The following is a 19731-nucleotide window of genomic DNA, read 5'->3' as shown; positions in this document are numbered from 1 at the left end:
CATGCTGGGGTGGCAGGATTCGCGTCCGCTTTCCGTGGCGATCTCCAACGACCGCGCCAAACGGCTGGCGGATAAGCCGGGCATCAAGACGATCTCCGATGCAGTACTGAATTTCCCCACAACGTACGCGCGCCTCGGCTCACCTCAAGGGCTGGATGAGTTGCGAGTGGGGGAGAAGTACACCTGCGCTGGGGAGATCCTCAGCGTGGAGGAAAGGGACAACCACTCCGGGCGCGGGCCGCGCAAATACCTGGCCTTTACCTTTACCGACGGCAGCAGGCATTTCCGCTCTGCACTATTTGGGAACGTGGCCTACCACCGCAGCCGCATAAAAAATGGTTCGATGCTGCTCCTGCACGGCAAGCTCTCCGAGTTCAATGGCCAGTGGGAGCTGAAAAACCCCAGCTATGTCTCCATCCTCCCTGCGATGGATGCCGAATTCGGCATGTTTGGACCGCTGAAGACCATCGTGGATGTCATGGGTTCCGAAACCGCTGCACAGGAGCTCTTGGCCAAGCCGTGGATGCCGGGCTACAAGCGTCGCCCCGGTACGTCCACCGCAGAGATGTTGGGGGTGATGGATCACGTGCTGCGGGTGATGGACGAACCCGGCGAATTCCTGCCGCTGCCACGCCGTAACCCCGGCGCGCCTGCCTGGCCCGTCGACGGAAAGGGGCGCCCGCTGATTAGCTTCGCGGATGCGCTCCGGCAGATTCACCAACCCAGTGAGGCCGGCCCCGCACCTGCCCGGAGAAGGTTGAAGTTCAACGAGGCGCTGGAACTGCAGCTGGTCATGGCTCTACGGCGCAATGACGCCACCAAGCGCACCGGCATGGCGCTCGCGCCGGGCGAGAACGTGAAAAAGCTGATTGCAGGGCTGCCATTTGACCTCAGTGCGGGACAGAAAATGGCGCTGGAGGATATCGGCTCCCGCCTTGGCGGAACCACCCCGGCAAACCTGCTACTGCACGGAGAGGTCGGTTCCGGCAAAACAATGGTGGCGCTGATCAGCATGCTGTGGGCGGTGGATTCCGGCTATCAGTGCGCCTTCGTTGCCCCGACGGAAATTCTGGCCGTGCAGCATGCCCGCAACCTGGTGAAGATGCTGGAGAACACCGATGTGCGAGTATCCGTGTTGGTTGGCTCCCAGAAGCAGGCCGATAAACAACGCACTTTGCTGGACCTGGTTTCGGGGCAAACGGACATTGTGGTCGGTACCCATGCGGTGATTCAGGACTCCGTGGAGTTTTATCGGCTTGGCATGGTCGTGGTGGATGAGCAACATCGCTTCGGCGTGCAGCAGCGCAACAAACTGCGGGAATCAGCGCCGGTGGATGCGACTCCACACATGATGGTGATGACCGCGACTCCGATTCCGCGGTCGGTGGGTATGACGATGTTCGGCGACCTGACTCCCATTACCTTGGTGGGCAAACCCGGTGGTCGGGGTGATATTGAAACCGTGGTGGTGCCCGCTGACAAAGCGCGCTGGGTGCGTCGCGCCTGGGAGCGCATGGGGGAGGAAATCCAAGCCGGAGGACAGGCCTATGTAGTGGCACCCCGAATCGACGGCTACTCCGGCGTGGAACAGTGGTGCGAGCGCATCGCTACGCAAGAGCTGCCTGGCTGCAGCGTGGCAATGCTGCACGGCAAAATGGACGCGGCCGACAAGGACGAGGTCATGCAGGACTTCGCTGCCGGGAAGATCGACGTTCTGGTTGCTACCACAGTCATTGAAGTCGGCGTGGACGTGCCCAATGCCTCCATGATGATGATTCTGGAGGCCGAGAACTTCGGCTTCTCCCAACTCCACCAGCTACGCGGGCGAATCGGCCGTGGACGGCGGGATTCGCTGTGCTTGCTGCACACCACCGCCGCACCGGATAGTCCTTCCTTCCATCGCCTCCAGGTGGTGGCCGACAGTAATGATGGATTCCGCCTTGCCGAAGAGGACCTCAAGATGCGCACCGAGGGGGATATCCTCGGCCAGGATCAGTCGGGACGCTCGGCGCGGAGGGCGCGTCTGCTAGACCTCAGCACCGACGGCGAGGTGATTGAGTCGGCCCGCGACTACGCCGAAGCATTGGTGGCTTACGACGAACAATTAGCGCGCTCCTTGGTGGTGGACATCGAGATCGACGATCAGGACTTCATCGAAAGGAACTAGTCACCCCAATTGCTAGACTCTGGGGCATGGAAATCTGTGCCCCATTTGCGGGAGTCGTGCACTTCCTCGTCGCCGACGGTGATGCCGTCGCCACGGGTGATGTTTTGTGCACGGTGGAATCGCTAAAGCTGGAAGCGCCCGTCCTCGCGCCGGGGCCTGGCGTGGTGCGCAGAAGCAACTCGCAGGACTATGTGGACGTGCACGGCGGGGACGTCCTGTTAAGGGTTGAAGCGCCAGAAGACACAGCAGTAAACAAATAGGCAGGTTGAACGCAAAGCAATGACACGCATCATCTCTGGAACGGCTCGCGGACGCAGTATCAAGGTTCCTCCGGCGGGCACGCGCCCCACCTCCGACCGCGCCCGCGAAGGATTGTTTTCCTCCCTGCAGGTTCGCTTCGGCTTTGTTGATGAAGTGGTGCTGGATCTTTTCGCCGGTTCCGGTGCCCTGGGTTTGGAGGCTGCCAGCCGTGGAGCCAGGGAGGTCACGCTGGTGGATAGTAGCGCCGTGGCGATCAAGGTGATTAGGGACAATGCGCACGTCGTGCCTGAGGCGAAGCTGCAGGTAGTGGAGGCGAAGGCGTCATCCTTCCTAGCCGCAGCACCGCGCAATCACTACACCATGGTGCTGGCCGACCCGCCCTACGAGCTCGCCGATGAGGCTGTTGCCGAGATGGTGGAAGCTCTCATTCCGGTTCTTACGAAGGACGCCGTGGTGGTGGTCGAACGCAATAGTGCCTCACCGGAGACCGCGTGGCCGGAGGGCTTTGAGCCGACTGGGCAGAAGTTGAAGAAGCGTACCTATGGCATCGCCCGCTTCGACATGGCGATTTGGCGGGGCGAGGGTTAGGTTAGGTGCCATGCGAGTAGTTTGCCCTGGATCTTTCGACCCCATCACGCTGGGTCACCTGGATATCTTCACCCGTGCTGCGGCCAACTGGGAAGAGGTCGTTGTTCTGGTGACATATAACCCGAACAAGAATGGCCTGTTCACCGCTGAAGAGCGTATCGAGTTGATCGAAAAATCGATCTCCGCTATCCCGAACGGCCCGCAGAACATCACTGTGGATACCTGGGACAAACTGCTGGTGGATTACCTAAAGGAAAACAATATTCAGGCGATGGTCAAGGGGCTGCGCAGCTCCCTGGATTACGAGTACGAGCTGCCGATGGCGCAGATGAACCAGCGCCTTTCTGGGGCGGAGACGTACTTCCTGCTGACCTCCCCGGAGTATGGGTATGTTTCGTCCACCTTGTGCAAGGAAGTGGCGAAGTACGGCGGTGATGTTTCCGGTCTGCTGCCCGAGCCGGTGGTTTCTGCGGTGGAGGAGAAGTTCCGCGGCTAACGCACGCAAAGCCGTGTCTAAACCTGTACTTGAGGTCAAGTGATGGCACAGTGGAGGCCATGTACAAGACATTCCAGGGTATGGATGACCTACAGCAAATGGTGGAGCAGGCCTATGGCGTGCCCATGACCTCTAACTGCATGGTTCCGCGCCGCGAGGTGCTGGACATTCTCGACGAAATGCGCAACGCAATCCCCATCGAAATGGATGATGCGCAGGACGTCCTAGACCACCGCGATGACATCATCGCCGACGCCCGCGACCAAGCCGATGCGACTATCGCCGACGCCAACTCCGAAGCTAATGCCATCGTCCAGGACTCCCAGGATCAGGCTGATCAGATTCTCAACGACGCCCAGACGCGCGCTACCAACACCGTCGCGCAGGCTGAGGATCAGGCAGATCGCCTTGTCAGCGATGCCCGTCGCGAGTATGACCAGGTAACCAGCCGTGCCGCCGACGAGGCCGAGCGCCTGGTCAGCGAAGGTAACGCCAGCTACCAACGCTCCGTCGACGAAGGCCTGGCCGAGCAGCGTCGCTTGGTTTCCGAGTCGGAAGTCGTGCGCAATGCACAGGCCGAAGCCAAGCGCATCATTGAATCCGCCCACGCGGACTCCGACCGCCTGCGCACCGAATGCGACCGCTACGTCGATTCCACCCTGGCAGACTTCGAGGAGACCCTCACCACCACACTGCGCACCGTCAATCGTGACCGCTCCGCCTTGCGCAAGGGCGCCGGCGCCTCCGGTTATCAGAACGACGGCGACCCCCACGGTTACCGTCAACAGCTTTAGACGGGTAGAAATAGGGGTATGAGTAACCCCTTCGTTCTTGCAGTCGGCGACATCCCAACTGGACTCAGCGAGCCGGTCGACGCCCAGGGGGCGTCACCAGTACCGTGGGGCGGCAACATGCTGGGCGTAGCCGAGGGCGCGCCCGTCGAAGTTCATGGAACCCTGGCGAACTTGGGCGAGGCGATTATGGCCACCTTGCAGGTAAGCGGTGAAGCCACGGGCACGTGCTCCCGTTGCCTGCAGAAGCTTTCCACCACCCTGGAATATTCCATCAGCGATGTGTTCGGCCTGACCCCGGACTTCATCACCACCGACGACAGCTCCGATGATGAGGACGACGTCGACGAACCGCTGTTGGTGCACGACAATGCCATCGATATCTCTCAGCTGGTGATCGACGAAGCCGGCCTGAATGCACCCTTTAGCCCCGTGTGCACGGACTTTGGCGCCGAATGCCGCGAGGATACCCCGGCACCGGATGGCATCAGCGAGGAAGCTGAGGAAGAGGACCGGCCGGACCCGCGCTGGGCCGGGCTGGAAAAATTCAAGAACCTCTAAAGCATCGAGAAAGGCAATCTAAAACCACATGGCTCGTAAACGCCGACTAACCGGCGAAGCCGCCCTCAACGCCGCCTACGGCAAGTCCGACCACACCCCGCTGCTTGCAGCCTGGGGTGTAGATCTTCCGGATGACCTTTTGTGCCTGGCGCTGACGCACCGTTCCTTCGCCAACGAAAACGGTAACCTGCCCAACAATGAGCGTCTGGAATTCTTGGGCGATGCCGTGCTTGGCCTGGCCGTTGCGGAGCAGCTGTACCGTCAGTTCCCCGATCGCTCGGAATCCGACATCTCCAAGATGCGCTCCGGAGTGGTCAACATGTACGCCTTGGCCGGTGTGGCCCGCCGCCTGGGAATGGGTGAGTACATCCTGCTCGGACGAGGCGAAATGCTGACCGGAGGAAAGGACAAGCACTCCATTTTGGCGGACTCCGTAGAGTCCATGCTCGGCGCGATCTACCTGCACCACGGCTTCGAAGTCGCCCGCGCCACAGTGCTGCGTATTTTCTCCGACATGATTACCGAGGCCCCCACGACTGGCCTGAACATGGACTGGAAGACCGTGCTGCTGGAGAAGCTCTCCGACATGAAGCTGCCCCTGCCCACCTACGAGGTGCGTGGCGAAGGCCCGGAGCACGACAAGACCTTCTTCGCCACCGTCACCATCGACGACCTGGTTGCCCACGGCGAAGGCCACACCAAGAAGGTCGCCGAGCACGCCGCCGCCAAGCAGGCCGTGCAGAAGCTTAAAGAGCGTGCCTGAGCTACCCGAGGTTGAGGTCGTCCGCCGCGGCCTCGAAGAGCACCTCGTCGACCGTCGCTTTACCGACGTCGAGGTCTGTCACCCGCGCGCCGTTCGCTCCGGCGACCCGGATGTGCTTGTTTCTTTTCTTCGTGACGCCACCTGTACCGCCGTTCACCGCCGCGGAAAATTTTTGTGGCTGGATTTTGGCCAAGATCTCCTCGTGCAAGTGCACCTGGGTATGAGCGGCCAGATGCTCGTGGCCGAACCCGGCCAGGTGCAGTCCCGACATGTGCGCATTCGGGCCGGACTTTCGGACGGCCGCGAGCTATGTTTCGTGGACCAGCGCACTTTCGGCGAGTGGCGGCTGGAAAAGGCCGTGCCAGACCCGTGGGCAAAGGAGACCGAGGGGGCGTCAAAAAAATTTTTACCCCGCAATGTCCAGCACATTGCCGCAGATCCTTTGGAACCTGCGTTCGATGCCGCGCTGGCGGCGGAACGGATGAAGGCTAAACGCGCGGCTATTAAGACGGTGTTGCTTAACCAAGAGGTCGTCTCGGGAATCGGCAATATCTACGCGGACGAGGCGCTGTTTCTGGCTGGGGTGCGGCCCCGACGCAGTGCCGCGCTGCTTAGCCGACCGACACTGCACCGCATTCTCAATGCAGCAGCAGAAGTGATGGAACGTGCCCTTGAACAGGGCGGAACCAGCTTTGATGCGCTGTATGTGAACGTTAACGGTGCGTCGGGGTACTTTTCGCGCTCATTGAATGTCTATGGCCGCGGCGGTAAACCGTGCAGGAAGTGTGGGGCGCCGATCAAGCGCGTGGTCGTCGGTGGGCGTTCCACACACTATTGTGCGGCATGTCAGAGCTAGGGGAGTGACGAAACTTAGAACTTCCTGAACTGCGGTGATGGGTGGAAAAGTAGGCGCGTGCATTTATTTTTGGCACTCGTTTCAGGTAAATTTCTCGCCATGGAAACAATTGAAAATTTCGTGGCGAATACGCTCAACGAAAATGTGTGGAAGATCATCCCCGTCTTCCTCCTCGCAGCCGGCGCGTACTTCGGCATCCGCACTCTGGTAGTGCAAATCCGCATGGTTCCGGACATGTTCCGCTCAGTCAAGGAACCTGCGGTGGGCAAGAGTGGAGAGAACATCTCTGCTTTCCAGGCATTCAGTATCTCTGCGGCGTCTCGCGTGGGTACAGGCAATGTGGTGGGTGTGGCCATCGCGATTACCCTCGGCGGACCAGGTGCAGTGTTCTGGATGTGGATAGTCGCCCTGGTCGGCGGCGCAACCGCTTTTGTTGAGGCCACTTTGGCTCAGCTGTGGAAGTCCCGCGACAAGGAGGGGTATGTCGGTGGCCCGGCGTACTACATGACGAAGGGACTGGGAGCGAAGCCGCTGGCGCTGATCTTCGGCATCGCCATCACCATCACCTACGGCTTTGTGTACAACGCGGTGCAGACCAACTCCATCGCAGAGGCCGCGGGCTCCTCGCTGCACTCCCTGAACCCGAGTATCGCCGCTGACGCTACCTGGCTCAAGGTGACCGTTGGCCTGGTGGTTGCAGCACTGACCGCCATGGTGATCTTCGGTGGTGTGAAGCGTATCGCCAACGCCACCCAGGTGATCGTTCCGCTGATGGCTACTGCTTACATTCTGCTGGGTGTGGTGGTGCTGTCCATGAATATCACTGAGGTTCCGGGCATGTTCGGAACGATCGTCGAGCACGCGTTGGGCATCAAGGAGATCGCCGGTGCCACCCTGGGGGCGGCCTTCATGAACGGCATGCGTCGTGGTCTGTTCTCCAATGAGGCCGGCCAGGGCTCCGCCCCGAATGCAGCCGCCACCGCAGCGGTATCGCACCCGGTCAAGCAAGGCCTGGTGCAGACCCTGGGCGTATATTTCGACACTCTGGTGGTTTGTACCATCACGGCCTTCATCATTCTGCTGTCCAACCCGGCCTATGGCGAGGGCGTGCAGACGGCCAACTTGACCCAGAGTGCACTGTCCGCCGAGGTAGGCGAGTGGGGTACTCACTTCATCACGATCATTCTGTTCTTCCTGGCGTTTTCCTCTGTGCTGGGCAACTACTACCTTGCCCAGGCCAACGTGGAGTACTTCACCAAGTCCAAGGCGAAGCTGAATACCTTCCGTGTGCTTGTTGTCCTCTGTGTCTTCGGCGGTGCCATCGGCACGGTGCCGCTGGTGTGGTCCTTGGCTGACACTTTTGCGGCCACGATGGTCCTGATTAACCTCTGCGCAATCGTTCCGCTGGGCGGTGTGGCCATCAAGCTGCTGCGCGACTTCTCGCAGCAGAAGGCGGCAGGCCTGGATCCGATCTTCCACCGCGACAGCCTGCCGGAGCTTAAGAACGTCGAGTGCTGGGATGGTACGGACCCGGAGTGCCAGCGCGCCGAGGCTCATAACGGAGCAACCGCCTAGCGCTCTGATAGCATCAAGCAATGCACTTAAAGTCGTTGACGCTCAAAGGATTCAAGTCCTTCGCGTCCGCGACGACCCTGAAACTAGAGCCAGGCATTTGCGCCGTGGTGGGGCCAAATGGCTCCGGAAAATCCAATGTCGTGGATGCCTTGGCATGGGTCATGGGGGAGCAGGGGGCGAAGACCCTGCGCGGCGGGAAGATGGAAGACGTCATCTTCGCTGGAACGGGGGACCGCAAACCACTGGGGCGCGCGGAAGTCACGCTGACTATCGACAACTCCGATGGCAAGCTGCCTATCGAATATTCGGAGGTCTCAATCACCCGTCGCATGTTCCGCGACGGGGCCTCGGAGTATGAGATCAACGGAGCTAAAGCCCGTTTGATGGACATCCAGGAGCTACTCAGCGATTCCGGTATCGGCCGAGAAATGCACGTGATTGTCGGACAAGGCCGACTATCGCAGATCCTAGAATCCCGCCCTGAAGAGCGCCGTGCCTTCATCGAGGAGGCCGCGGGTGTGCTGAAGCATCGGCGTCGAAAAGAAAAGGCGCAGCGCAAGCTCGTTAACATGCAGGCCAACCTCGACCGCCTGCACGACCTGACCGATGAGCTGCGCAAACAGCTCGGGCCACTCGCGCGGCAGGCAGAAGCTGCGCAGAAGGCGTCTGCGGTACAGGCCACCATCCGCAGTACGCGCGTGCAGCTGGCCGCGCATAACGTCAAGCAGCTATCAGAGGAACTCAACGATTCCACGCGCCGCAGTGAGCTACTGGCCGAACAGCGCGCCGAAGTACAGGCGGAGCTGGAGGAACACAGCGAAACACTCGCCGTGACGGAAGAGGAACTACGCACAGCCCTGGAGGAAGCCGAGGCGGCGAAAAACCTCTGGTACCGGCTGTCCGCAGTGCAGGAGAAGAACTCCGCCACCTTGCGCATCGCCACCGACCGTGCGGAACAGGCACAGGTCGCCGAATGGTCCGGCCCAGACCCGCAAGAGCTGCTGGAACGCGCCGAGCGCGCCGCCGAGGAGCAGTCGGAACTGGAAGAAAACGTGGAGATCGCCGCCGAGAAGCTGGAGACGATCGCCGAGCAGGTCGCCGAGGCAGAGGAGGCCGCCCGCGCCGCCGAACAGGAACACTTCGCCCAGGTCCGTGCTATTGCCGACCGGCGCGAGGGCGTGGTGCGCCTGCTGGCCCAGCACGAGGCTGCCGCCACCCAGCGCGACAACGCCGCCGCGGAGGTCGAGCGCCTGCAAGAAAATGCCACCGAACAGCAGGAAGCCCTCGACGGCCTGCTGGAGGACATCACCGAGGCAGAGGAAGCCTTGCGCGAGACCGAAGCCTCCGGTGGTGACCTGGAGGAAACCCGCGCCCAGGCCGACCGCGAGGCCGCAGGCGCGGAGGAGCGCGCCGAACAGTTGCGCGCCGAACAGCTGCAGCTGGAGCGCGACATCGCCACCGCCGAGGCCACCATTGCCGCCTGGCAGGACCGACTGACCCCCACTGACGGTGCTGCGGTGGTCGTCCGCGCCGCCGACAAGGCGGGCATTGCCACCCGCCGCCTAGCCGAGCAGCTGCATATTCGCGACGGATGGGGCGCCGCCGCGGCCGCAGTGTTGGGCGATGCGGCGAGCTCGGGAATTGTTGCCCCTCTTTCTGACGCCCTCATCTCCGCTCTCACTGATGCCCGCGAAGGCCGCGCGGTGCTGTTGGACCCGACGGCTCCGGAAGGGGATGCGAGCGCGACGTTCCGCCTGGATACGGACGTTTCTGCGGGTAAGTGGCTGCTGGACTTGATGGACGTGCCCGCCGACTTGCTGCGCCCCCTGACCGCCCTGCTGGTGGACGTTGTGGCCGTGGACAGTGCGGCGGAAGCCAGGAAGGTCGTGGCCGCGGACCCGCGCCTGCGAGCCGTGACGAAGGACGGTTCCGTCTACGGCGCCGGCTGGGTCGCCAGCGGCTCCGGCGGCACGACCCCTGTCGAGTTGGCCGATAGAATCGCGGCGGAAACAGAGGGCGTCACCAAGAAAAAGAAGGAACTAGACGACCTGCAGGCAGCGCTGTCTGGCGCACTCGATGCGGCAAGTGATTTACGTACTGCCGCGGCTGCGGCGCGCGCGGCGGAGCAGGAACACCGGGCTCTGCGCGACGCGGCAGCCAAGCGCCTGGGCGCGCTGCAAAAGCAGGGCGACGCGGCACAGAGGCAACTCGAGCGCAGTACCGCCGAACAGCAATCGGCCGAGCAGCGCTTGGCGAAGGCCACCGAGGAACTCGACGAGCTGGCCGACCGCGTGGCGCGCGTGGACGACGAGGAACACACCACCGAACCCTCGTCGGCCGAGCGCGATGCCGCAGCGCTTCACCTATCCCAGGTCAAGGCCATGGAAATGGAAGCTCGCCTGGCGCAGCGCACCGCCGAGGAACGCGCACAATCCACCCGCGGCAAGGCCGAGAACCTGCGCCGACAGGCTCGGGCGGAAGAAGCCGCGCGTAAACACCACCAGCAGCAACAAGCCCGTCGCGCCGCCGCCCGGGAAATGGCGACCTGCGTGCGCGAACAATCCCAGCGCATCGCCGACCGCATCGCCGACGCGCTGGCCACCGCCGAAGCCAACCGCTCGCAGACCGAGCACGCACACAAGCAGTGGCAGACCACGATGGCGCAGCAGCGCGACAAGGTCTCTGCCCTGACCGCGCAGCTGGGGCGAATGAACGACAACGCGCACACCGCCGAGCTGGCGCGCACTCAGGCGCAGGTGAAGATCGAGCAAGCCGTGGCGGGTGCAATGGAGCAGCTGGGGCTTACCGCCGAGCAGCTACTGGCCGAAGAACTGCCAGAAGATTTCGACGCGACCGCCACCAAGGCCGAGCTAAAGAAGGCGGAGAAGGCGCTGAACTCGCTGGGCAAGGTGAACCCCCTGGCACTAGAGGAGTTCAAGGCATTGGAGGAACGCTACAACTTCCTCGCCCAGCAGCTAGATGACGTCGAGCGTGCCCGCAACGATCTGCACGAGGTGATCGCAGATGTCGATGCGACCATTCTGCAACTGTTCACCGAAGCATGGAACGACGTTGAGGTGGCCTTCCCGCAGGTATTCAGCACCCTGTTCCCGGGTGGCGCAGGCCGGTTAGTGCTGACCGACCCGGATGACATGCTGACTACCGGCATCGAGGTCGAAGCCCGTCCGCCGGGCAAGAAGGTCAAGCGACTATCGCTTCTCTCCGGCGGTGAGAAGTCTCTGACGGCACTGGCGATGTTGGTGGCCATCTTCAAGGCGCGTCCGAGCCCGTTCTATGTGATGGATGAGGTCGAGGCCGCCCTGGATGACGTGAACTTGCGCCGTTTGATCGCGCTGTTCGAGGAGCTGCGGAAGGATTCGCAGCTGATTGTCATTACCCACCAAAAGCCCACCATGGATGTGGCGAATGTTCTCTATGGTGTGACCATGCGCGGTGACGGTGTGACCAGGGTGATTTCGCAGAGGATGGCTCCCGAGAAGACCGGCTGAGCCCTCGCGTAGGATGGTCGCGTGAGTTCCAGTGAGAAGATTCCAGCCAGTCCAATCTCCGACCTACAAGATTCCCTCTTGCCATGGGCCTCGTCTACCGAGGCGGCTCTCGCCGGGAAGCTGGCGGAGGTGGAACTCTTCGTAGAACTGGATATCGACGGCGACGAGCTGGAGCGACTGAGTCGCTTCTTTGGCACGTTTATCGCCCGCCAGGTCGCTGCTGGTTCCACCGAAGAGGCTTTGCTGCAGGCATGTCCCGCGCTGACGATTGCCACGTTGCTGTCCCGCGCCGCGCGGTTCAATGAGGTCTCGGAGCTGCCCGCGGAGTACTGGTACGGCCTTGGTTTGGAGCCGACGCCCACACGTACCCAACTGATCGAGGGACGCTTCGCGGAGCTGCTTTCCGCCGCCGGGCTGGATCCGATGGATGCCGTATCCGGAGGGCCAGATGGCGAACTCGGACGTTTGTTCGCTCACGTTGGCATCGCCTCGGACTGGGTGCCCGAGTTGATCGAGCTGGTGGAAACTCGACGGGCAGAAGACACCGATGCAACCCCTTCCAGCATCGCCGAGGGGATCGTCGCTGAGTTGGCTGACGAACCCCGCCAAGTTGGTCCACTGTGCGCTACGCTGCCTCAGACCGCAGAGAAACTGATCGCTCCGATCGTGGAGATCGTCTCCCATGCCGCTGCCCACCCCGATACTTGGGAATACACCCTCCCGCCGGTGGAGTTACCGGCACTCATCCAGGAGGATGTAATTGAGGAGCTGCGGGAAAGGCCGGTAGGCACGCAGGATCGGCGTCATAGCGTGGGAGTGGCGCACCGCGAAGATCAGCCGCGCCTACAGCTAGACACACTTCGACAGCGCGTTGTGCTGCGACTTCCCGCACAGTCCCTGGAAACCGGGGGACAGGTACACACTGAGGTGCGTTGGCGAGTCGACTTCGATGGTGCGCCAGCGGCGTTCCGCACGATGCACGCCGACAATGCCGGGAGGGCGGTTTCCGAGATCCTGGATATTCCCGTCCGCCAGCCGCTGCGTAAGGTGAGCGTTCGCAACGCCAACGACGGCCAGCACTGGCAGCTGCCGCTGGTCGATACCGAAGATCCAGTACTGGTATTCACCATTCGCGGCGCGGACCTGACAGGGCGCGTGTCCCTGCACCACCAACAGGTCTATGTAGTCGTGCCCGCCGAGACCACGGCGGTGGATCCGGTGACCGGGGCGGACATCCCGGTATTGGAAGAACAACCCATGAAGAGTTGGAGCGGCTGGGTTATTCGCCTGCTGGACCTCAGCGAATGCCTGAGCCTGCACATCGCTAAGCCCGGTGAACATAGCCCCTCCATGGCTGGAGTGCGTGCGGTGGATCCGCGCCAGCGCGCCCAGTTCGTGGAGCCCGATGACGTGGTCGGTGGCGTGGAGACCACTAGCGGTAAGGTCATCCACTCCGAAAGCCTGCAAGTAGAGTTCCCACCGACAATCTCCGGTGCGGAGGAGATCTGGTACCTGTCGGTATCGTCTTATGCGGGACCAGGCGAAACCGGCGAGGCGGTGTCTGAGGAAGAACCGCTGGAAGTGCCAGCGGAAGGCGGCGTATTCGACGTCTTCGACCCCGAGGCGTGGGATAGCCCTTGGGTGGGCGAGTACCTGGTGCGTCTGCGTGGCCCCCGCAACGAATCCTTCCGTCACGAATACGCCCTGGTGGAGGGGCTTTCCCTGGAGATGGAGTTTGGCGGCCCCAGCACCCAAACCCGCCTGCCCATGGCGGGAGGCTTAAGCCCCGTGACGGTGCGCTTGATGCCAGGGGAAAAGCCCTTCGAGAAAATTTCGCCGCAGAAACTCGGCCCCACGGATCGCTTTAGCACGACCGTCGTGGAGACCGAGGCTGGCGATGCGTTGCCCGTCATCGTGAAGCCTTCCCGACTGCGCTACCAACTGACGATGCGGGGCGAAGCTCCGATGTGGCGCACCGATCCCATTGAAATCTCCGCCCGTGCGATCGACACCCAAACCCGGTTCCGCGTGCGCCCCGGGTTGCGCCCAGGTATGGGTTCGAAGGCGGAAAACCTGGCTCTCATGGGGGACGCACGCGTAGTGATCCGCAACCACCACGGCGCGCCGGTGCGCACCCTGAAACTACAAACCATCGACGAGGTGACCTGGTTCGTAGACCTCGCCAGTGCAGAAGCCTCCCTAGCCACGATGGCCTCTGGATCCATCGAGCTGGAGTTTGTCGAAGACCGTCGCGTGAGTGTGCGTTTGGCGCGCATCGTGCCTGCCTTTGACTACACAGCCGACGTCGATGGCTCCACGCTGCGTATTCTGAGTGATTCCGAGGACGTGCCCGTGCAATTCGGCGCCCCAGGTTCCGGAGCTTGGGTATGGCCAAACACCGCCCCCTGGCAAGCGGCATCCTTCGTGGAATTGACTGCCGCCCCCAAGGGGAGCGCGGCCATCGCACACGGCGAGCTTCCCGCAGATCTAGTGGGCGCAGGTCCTTTGAGCGTGCAGCTATTCGGCCGGGATCGCTTTAACTACCTTCGCGCACCCGTCGCCGCCGGCCCGCACAGTGCAGTTGCCGAGGCCGAGGGCTACTACGGTGCTGGCGCCGAAGGCAGTGGACTAGATGGCGAAACTGATCCGTGGGTGCAGCTCTCTGCCTTCCTGGCGGGGGAGTCCGACCAGCTTCCCTGCGACGCAGCCACCTTGTCCACACTGTGGGACGTACAGGCCGGCTGGCTGCGCGGACGCTTCGACGTGCTGGATAAGCTGCGTACGGCGCTGACGAATAATCCCCGCGAGTCCGTCCACGCCATGTCCCAATCCCTCGTGTCCGCGGCGGATCGTCCCGCCCAGTTCATCCTGTCCGGGCTAGTTCACTCCACCTTGGTGGGAGCCGACGTAGAACGCTCGAACACCCCGTGGATCGCAGCCCTTGAGGTTTTGGGCGACCTATCGCTGGTGGATACCGAGGGGGCGTCAGAAGAGAAAGAACAAGACAAGCGCCTAAAAGAAGAGCTTAAGAAGATCGCCGGGCAACCTGTAGTGCAAACGGTGGATACCGGCCGCGATGTGTCCCTGGATACAGCCTGCATCGACAACACGACCGTGCAGATCGCGCACATGGACCCCGCGCAGCAAAAGGCCGTGCTGGATATGTTCTTCGGTAAGGCCGGTGTGGTGCCTGGAGCTTTGAGTGAAGAAAATAGTCGCCTGATCGCTGTGTTTGAGACTTTCAATAAGCGGCAGGAGCTCTCCGAGCTGCTGGGTGACCCGGAGCTCATGAAGACCGCCGTAACCCTGCTGCGCAAGGTCAAGGCAGCCAACCGCCAGCTGTACTTGTCTGCACGCGTGCGCTTCGACAAACTCGACGGGGTAGATACCGACAACCCGGAAAACCGTTGGGCATTGGCTCCCGTGATTTCCATGGTGTTCGCTCTGGCTACGCGCATGTACGCACACAAGAAGATGTCCAGCCTCGGCAAGCTGCTCAGTGCCTACCCCGGGTGGGCCGCCATGGCGCGCTTGGTTCCGGACCTGGTAACCGGAGATATTGTGATGGCAGATGCGATGGTTCGCGGCGTGTTTGGCCCAACCGTATAGGTGGAAGTGCATAATTCGTTGAGTGAATGTTTATCGCAGAAACGCTCAATGGAGAAGCGATAGAACACAGGTTGACGCAGCAACCCCGGAGTTCTTCCCGCGTTTTATCGGCACCATCCTGTGCGCCTATGCCCTGATAGCACTGGTGCTCAGCATATCCACAGCAGCGCGCGTGCACGTCCGCCACCTGCTGGTGGTGATGGACAACGTCTTTCTCCCCGTACCAGTGCCATCCGTCGCATGGTCTGCTGCACTATTTGTGCTGGGAGTCGGGCTATACAAAGCAAAGCGCGCCGCCTGGGTGGTGGCGGTTGCCGCGCTGCTGGTTCTCAACGTTAGTAACGTCATCCTCCTGTGCCTGCCGCAGTACTTCGACGAAGGCCCGCAGTGGGCGCACTCGCTGTTTATTACTGGCATGGGCGTGCAGCTCCTGCTGCTAATTTTGATGCTGCGGCAGCGCAGGGACTTCTACACCCACACCGTGAAGGGAGCAATCCTCACTGCGTTCCTGGTGTGGCTTGGAGGCACCGTTGCGGTATTCCTTATTGCCCTGGTGCTGGTGCACTTCTTCCACGGCGACCTAGCACCGGAATGGAGCGCCCTGTGGGCTTTGAACCACTCCGCCGGTTTCTCCCTGTTTAACCACACCTACGTAGTCGGGCATCCGCCGAAGCTCGTGAGCTTCCTCGTTTCCGCCCTCGCGGCACTGGTGTTGCTGGTGGCCGGGCTGCTGTTGCTGCGCTCGCACCGCGACGAGTTCGGTATCAGCGCCGAGGATGAAAAAGCCATACGCGCCCTCATTCGACGCTTCAACGCCAACGACTCCCTTGCATACTTCGCTACCCGGCGTGACAAGTCAGTTGTGTATGAGCCAAAAGGTCGGGCAGCGGTGACGTACCGCATCGAGGCTGGCGTCTGCTTGGCGTCAGCCGACCCGATTGGCGATCCGAGGTACTGGAATGAGGCAATCGTCGCCTGGCTGGAACGCGCACGGTCATTTGGATGGGTGCCCGCTGTGATGGGGGCGTCCGAACCAGGAACCAGAGCCTACGAAAGACACGGGCTGAGCTCGATCCACCTGGGGGACGAGGCCGTCATCGATACGCAGCACTTCCACCTATCCGAACTGCGTGAGGTTCGGCAAGCGCGGGCGCACGCGCACAAGGCTGGGGTGCGCGTGCGGATTCGCCGCCACGGCGAGCTCAGCACCGAAGAGATGCAGCACGTCGAAGAACTTGCCGACAAATGGCGCGACACCACCGACGAACGTGGTTTCTCTATGGCGCTGGGAAGGTTAGGCGATCCGCAGGATAAAGACTGCTTGCTGGCTGAAGCGCTGGTGGGTGAAGAAACAGTGGCGGTGCTTTCGTTTATCCCGTGGGGTCTAAGCGGTGCCTCTCTGGACCTTATGCGCCGCAGTCCTAAGGCACCGAATGGCACGGTCGAGGCAATGATCGTCGCGCTGTGTACAGAGGCGAACCTGCAGAAGCTCTCTCTTAACTTTGCTGTTTTCCGTGAGCTGTTCGCCAGCGAAGATGCCGTGGCCGTGGGGCCGATTCGCAGGCAGGCGCGCCGGGTGCTGTCCTATTTGTCGAAGTGGTGGCAGATGGAAACGCTGTACCGCTCTAACCAGAAGTACAAACCCGTCTGGATTCCGCGTTATGTGTGCTATCCGGATTCGCTGTCGATGGCGCGCGTCGGTTTCGCCTCCGGCATTGCCGAGGGCTTCGTGCCGACGGTGGGTGCACTCTTTGGCCGCGATGAAGAGACACACCGTGAGCAGACGGCCACCGGCCAACCGGAGGCTGCCCAGGCGTTGAACTACGTGGAGCAGCTCACGGATGCCAATAAAAAGTCCGCCAGTGAGCAAACTGCGGTGCGTATCAGGAAGGCCATGGCGCTGCGGGTGGCAGGCGCGGAGCCGTGGCCTGTCGCGGAGCGGGCCGATGATGGTTCTGCCCTTGCCCTTACTCAGTGTGTCGAGGTTGCCGAGGGTAGTGACGCCACCGGTGCCGGGGAATTGCGGGTGGCAGGAAGGATCGTGGCGAAGCGCGACTTCGGTGCGCTGACGTTTATTGACCTCCGTGATGCGTCGGGGAAGTGCCAGATCATTGTGGAGGCGCCGGAGGAGAAACTCAGCGCACGTGTCCGGGCACTGGATTTAGGTGACCTGATTGCGGCGACGGGTACTCGCGGGCAGTCGCGTTCCAGTGAGCCTTCGCTGCTGGTGCGCAGTATCGACATTGAGGCAAAGGGGCTGCACCCCTTGCAGCGCCGGGGCGCTGGCATTGTGGAAGTCAATGAGCGTCTGGGTGCTCGCAGCGTGGTGAATGCCGCGATCCGCAGTACCTTGGATGAGCTGGGTTTTGTGGAGGTGGAAACACCGATCCTGCAGCGTGTCCACGGTGGCGCCAATGCGCGACCTTTTAAGACTCGTAGTAATGCGGCCAACCAGGATCTTTATCTGCGCATTGCACCGGAGTTGTACTTGAAGCGGTTGCTGACCCAGGGAGCGGAGCGGGTATACGAGCTGGGGCGCGTGTTCCGTAACGAAGGGGTGGATGCAACGCACAACCCGGAGTTCACCACGGTGGAGGCGTATGAGGCGCACGGTGACTATGAGACGATGCGGGTGGTGGCCCAGCGGATCATCCAAGCCGCCGCGACTGCCTACCGGGGCGAGCCAGTGGTGATGGATCCGCAGGGCAATGTGGTGAGTATCGCTGGGGACTTCCCAGTGAAGACTGTCTACGGGGCTATTAGCGAAAAAGTCGGCCAGGCTGTCACCCCGGATACTGAGTTCGAGACGCTGTTGGAGCTCTGCGCGGCCCATGGCATTGCCACCCAACCGGGGTGGGATGCAGGCGAAATTGTGCAGGAAATCTATGAACAGTTGGTGGAGTGCACAACCACAACGCCCACGTTTTACACGGATTTTCCGACGAGTGTATCCCCATTGACTCGCCAGCACCGCAGCCAGCCTGGCGTGGCCGAGCGCTGGGATTTGGTGGCCTGGGGAGTGGAACTTGGCACAGCGTATTCGGAGCTCACCGACCCGCTGGAACAACGCGATCGCCTGGAAGCTCAGTCATTGAAGGCAGCAGGTGGCGACCCGGAGGCGATGGAAGTCGATGAGGCCTTCCTGGATGCCCTGGAAAACGGCATGCCACCAACTGGTGGCCTGGGCCTGGGCGTGGACCGGCTCATCATGCTGCTGACCGGCCGCCCGATCCGCGGAGTGCTTAGCTTTCCAGCCCACCCCGGCGGACAATAAACGGAAAGGCTAGTTTGAGGCCGGATCGCCAGGTCTTGAAGTTATGCCCGCCGTCGACCTCGCTGTAGCTCGCTTTCATTCCCGCGTTCACTGCCACTTTGTGAAGGTGCTTGAGGTCGCTGGTGGCCTCCGAGTCGGCGCGCCCGGCAATAAACATGCCCGCGGTGCGCGGGTACTTGCGTTTCTTCATGAGGTCCTCGGGGTTGTGCGCCTTGAACTTCACTTCCGATCCACCGAAGAAGTCCTGCACAGTGGAGTCGTGTCCGATCCCGTCGTCGGGAGTCCGCTCGCCGGAGATGTCGACGAAACTGCCGTAGACATCCGGGTGGTTTGTTATGACCTGCAATGAGCAGGTTCCCCCGTAGGAAAGCCCACCGAGGGTCCAGGTGTGCTGGTCGGGGTTGGGGGAGAGGTTCTGTTGGATCCAGTGGGGCAGATCCACCGTCAGGTAGGTTTGCACTTTGCCCTTGTTCGAGTCGGTGCACACTGGATTTTCCCATGTTCCACCCGTCGCATCGGCAGAAATGATGATCGGTGCCACACCATCGTGCTGCTGTTGGTATTTGCGGGCGACGGTGTTGGCGTCACCGGTGTCGAACCATTGGTCGGGATCTCCTGGAATGCCCGCCAGCAGCACGAGCACAGGCAGTTGCGGCCGCGGGGAGCTGAACCAGGCCGGTGGCAGGTACACGCGCATGTCGCGTGCGTGAAACTGAGATTTTTCCTTCGGCGCCGAGACGTTGAGCATGCTGCCCTCCGTAGGGAGGTTGTCATGCCTTGCCTTGAGCCATTCCTTCAGCGGGATTGACTGCGCTTTCGGGAGTTCGTCCACGCTATTAAAGGTTCGCAGCTCGACTGGGTCTACCTCTCCGACGTCTGGATAGAGTTCATAGGACTGATTTGCCACTGCCGCGCCGCCGACGGCGAGTACCGCGACGAGCAGTAGCGTCCAGATCTTTTTTATTGACGCCTTTACGCACCATGCGGCCATGTTTCCAGCAAGGATGATGGCGGCTGCGCCTAGCACGAGGCGTATTCCTATTTCTGACCACGGAGTGGTGGTGCCCCACAGTAACGCCGCGAGGCCGCCACAGGTCAGAACTACGGTCACGATAATGGACCAGATAATTGCCCTCTTGCGGCGCCCCGGGGGATCGTCGGGAAGCGAAAAGTGAAGCGCAATGAGGGTACTGAGAATCAGGAACCAAGTGACTACTTCCGGCCAGGTTCCGGTGAGGGGGATGCTGCGAACATACTCAGGCACGAAGTCACATCTTAGAC

At 61.7% G+C, this 19731-nt stretch carries 13 protein-coding genes; 12 read left to right on the top strand and 1 reads right to left on the bottom strand.

Annotated elements, in window-relative coordinates:
• The first annotated feature begins 1 nt into the window (after nt 1).
• From AC06DS_RS09145 to lysX, 12 genes are all read left to right on the top strand, one after another.
• Nucleotides 2-2167 carry an ATP-dependent DNA helicase RecG gene (locus AC06DS_RS09145; RefSeq protein ID WP_477100587.1) on the top strand — a complete coding sequence of 722 codons (2166 nt, stop codon included), beginning with the start codon at nt 2-4 and terminating at the stop codon, nt 2165-2167.
• A gap of 26 nt (nt 2168-2193) precedes the next feature.
• Nucleotides 2194-2427 (top strand): acyl-CoA carboxylase biotin carboxyl carrier protein subunit, encoded by a 234-nt coding sequence (locus AC06DS_RS09140; RefSeq protein ID WP_448307576.1) that lies wholly within the window; start codon nt 2194-2196, stop codon nt 2425-2427.
• Nucleotides 2428-2446: 19 nt separating this feature from the next.
• Complete coding sequence (locus tag AC06DS_RS09135) at nt 2447-3016, top strand: RsmD family RNA methyltransferase (protein ID WP_477100586.1); 570 nt, start codon at nt 2447-2449, stop codon at nt 3014-3016.
• Between the two features lie 10 nt (nt 3017-3026).
• On the top strand, nt 3027-3512 hold the full coding sequence (coaD, locus tag AC06DS_RS09130; protein WP_477100585.1) for a pantetheine-phosphate adenylyltransferase: 486 nt from the start codon (nt 3027-3029) through the stop codon (nt 3510-3512).
• Nucleotides 3513-3571: 59 nt separating this feature from the next.
• Nucleotides 3572-4306: a DivIVA domain-containing protein gene (locus tag AC06DS_RS09125; RefSeq protein WP_293789973.1), complete on the top strand. Its 735-nt coding sequence runs from the start codon at nt 3572-3574 to the stop codon at nt 4304-4306.
• A gap of 18 nt (nt 4307-4324) precedes the next feature.
• A complete protein-coding gene (locus AC06DS_RS09120) occupies nt 4325-4864 on the top strand; it encodes a YceD family protein (RefSeq protein ID WP_473963159.1) in 540 nt (179 codons plus the stop codon).
• A 28-nt stretch (nt 4865-4892) separates the two neighbouring features.
• Nucleotides 4893-5627 carry a ribonuclease III gene (rnc, locus tag AC06DS_RS09115; protein ID WP_476727547.1) on the top strand — a complete coding sequence of 245 codons (735 nt, stop codon included), beginning with the start codon at nt 4893-4895 and terminating at the stop codon, nt 5625-5627.
• Nucleotides 5620-6483, top strand: coding sequence for a bifunctional DNA-formamidopyrimidine glycosylase/DNA-(apurinic or apyrimidinic site) lyase (gene mutM, locus AC06DS_RS09110; protein WP_477100584.1), 864 nt, complete (start codon nt 5620-5622; stop codon nt 6481-6483). Before rnc ends, mutM begins: the two co-directional genes overlap by 8 nt.
• A 99-nt stretch (nt 6484-6582) precedes the next feature.
• Nucleotides 6583-8058 carry an alanine/glycine:cation symporter family protein gene (locus tag AC06DS_RS09105; protein WP_476727549.1) on the top strand — a complete coding sequence of 492 codons (1476 nt, stop codon included), beginning with the start codon at nt 6583-6585 and terminating at the stop codon, nt 8056-8058.
• Between the two features lie 20 nt (nt 8059-8078).
• Entirely contained in the window at nt 8079-11567 is a 3489-nt protein-coding gene (smc, locus tag AC06DS_RS09100) for a chromosome segregation protein SMC (RefSeq protein WP_477100583.1), read from the top strand.
• Nucleotides 11568-11588: 21 nt separating this feature from the next.
• Nucleotides 11589-15176 (top strand): hypothetical protein, encoded by a 3588-nt coding sequence (locus tag AC06DS_RS09095; protein ID WP_477100582.1) that lies wholly within the window; start codon nt 11589-11591, stop codon nt 15174-15176.
• A gap of 22 nt (nt 15177-15198) precedes the next feature.
• The gene (lysX, locus tag AC06DS_RS09090) at nt 15199-18450 is read left to right on the top strand and encodes a bifunctional lysylphosphatidylglycerol synthetase/lysine--tRNA ligase LysX (protein ID WP_477100581.1); all 3252 of its coding nucleotides are present in this window, start codon (nt 15199-15201) and stop codon (nt 18448-18450) included.
• Here the strand turns inward: lysX and AC06DS_RS09085 are convergent.
• Entirely contained in the window at nt 18419-19714 is a 1296-nt protein-coding gene (locus tag AC06DS_RS09085) for an alpha/beta hydrolase (protein WP_477100580.1), read from the bottom strand. The two genes, lysX and AC06DS_RS09085, sit on opposite strands and share 32 nt — an antisense overlap.
• Nucleotides 19715-19731: the final 17 nt, after the last annotated feature.

It is taken from the genome of Corynebacterium sp. TUM25015 (assembly GCF_056393505.1).
Note: the sequence above shows the minus strand (reverse complement) of the source record. Positions and strands in the feature narration are given on the sequence as shown.

Excerpts from the sequence above, each read along its gene's own strand:
- AC06DS_RS09145 (WP_477100587.1), top strand. The coding sequence starts at position 2 with ATGCTGGGGTGGCAGGATTCGCGTCCGCTTTCCGTGGCGATCTCCAAC.
- AC06DS_RS09140 (WP_448307576.1), top strand. The coding sequence starts at position 2,194 with ATGGAAATCTGTGCCCCATTTGCGGGAGTCGTGCACTTCCTCGTCGCC.
- AC06DS_RS09135 (WP_477100586.1), top strand. The coding sequence starts at position 2,447 with ATGACACGCATCATCTCTGGAACGGCTCGCGGACGCAGTATCAAGGTT.
- coaD (WP_477100585.1), top strand. The coding sequence starts at position 3,027 with ATGCGAGTAGTTTGCCCTGGATCTTTCGACCCCATCACGCTGGGTCAC.
- AC06DS_RS09125 (WP_293789973.1), top strand. The coding sequence starts at position 3,572 with ATGTACAAGACATTCCAGGGTATGGATGACCTACAGCAAATGGTGGAG.
- AC06DS_RS09120 (WP_473963159.1), top strand. The coding sequence starts at position 4,325 with ATGAGTAACCCCTTCGTTCTTGCAGTCGGCGACATCCCAACTGGACTC.
- rnc (WP_476727547.1), top strand. The coding sequence starts at position 4,893 with ATGGCTCGTAAACGCCGACTAACCGGCGAAGCCGCCCTCAACGCCGCC.
- AC06DS_RS09105 (WP_476727549.1), top strand. The coding sequence starts at position 6,583 with ATGGAAACAATTGAAAATTTCGTGGCGAATACGCTCAACGAAAATGTG.
- smc (WP_477100583.1), top strand. The coding sequence starts at position 8,079 with ATGCACTTAAAGTCGTTGACGCTCAAAGGATTCAAGTCCTTCGCGTCC.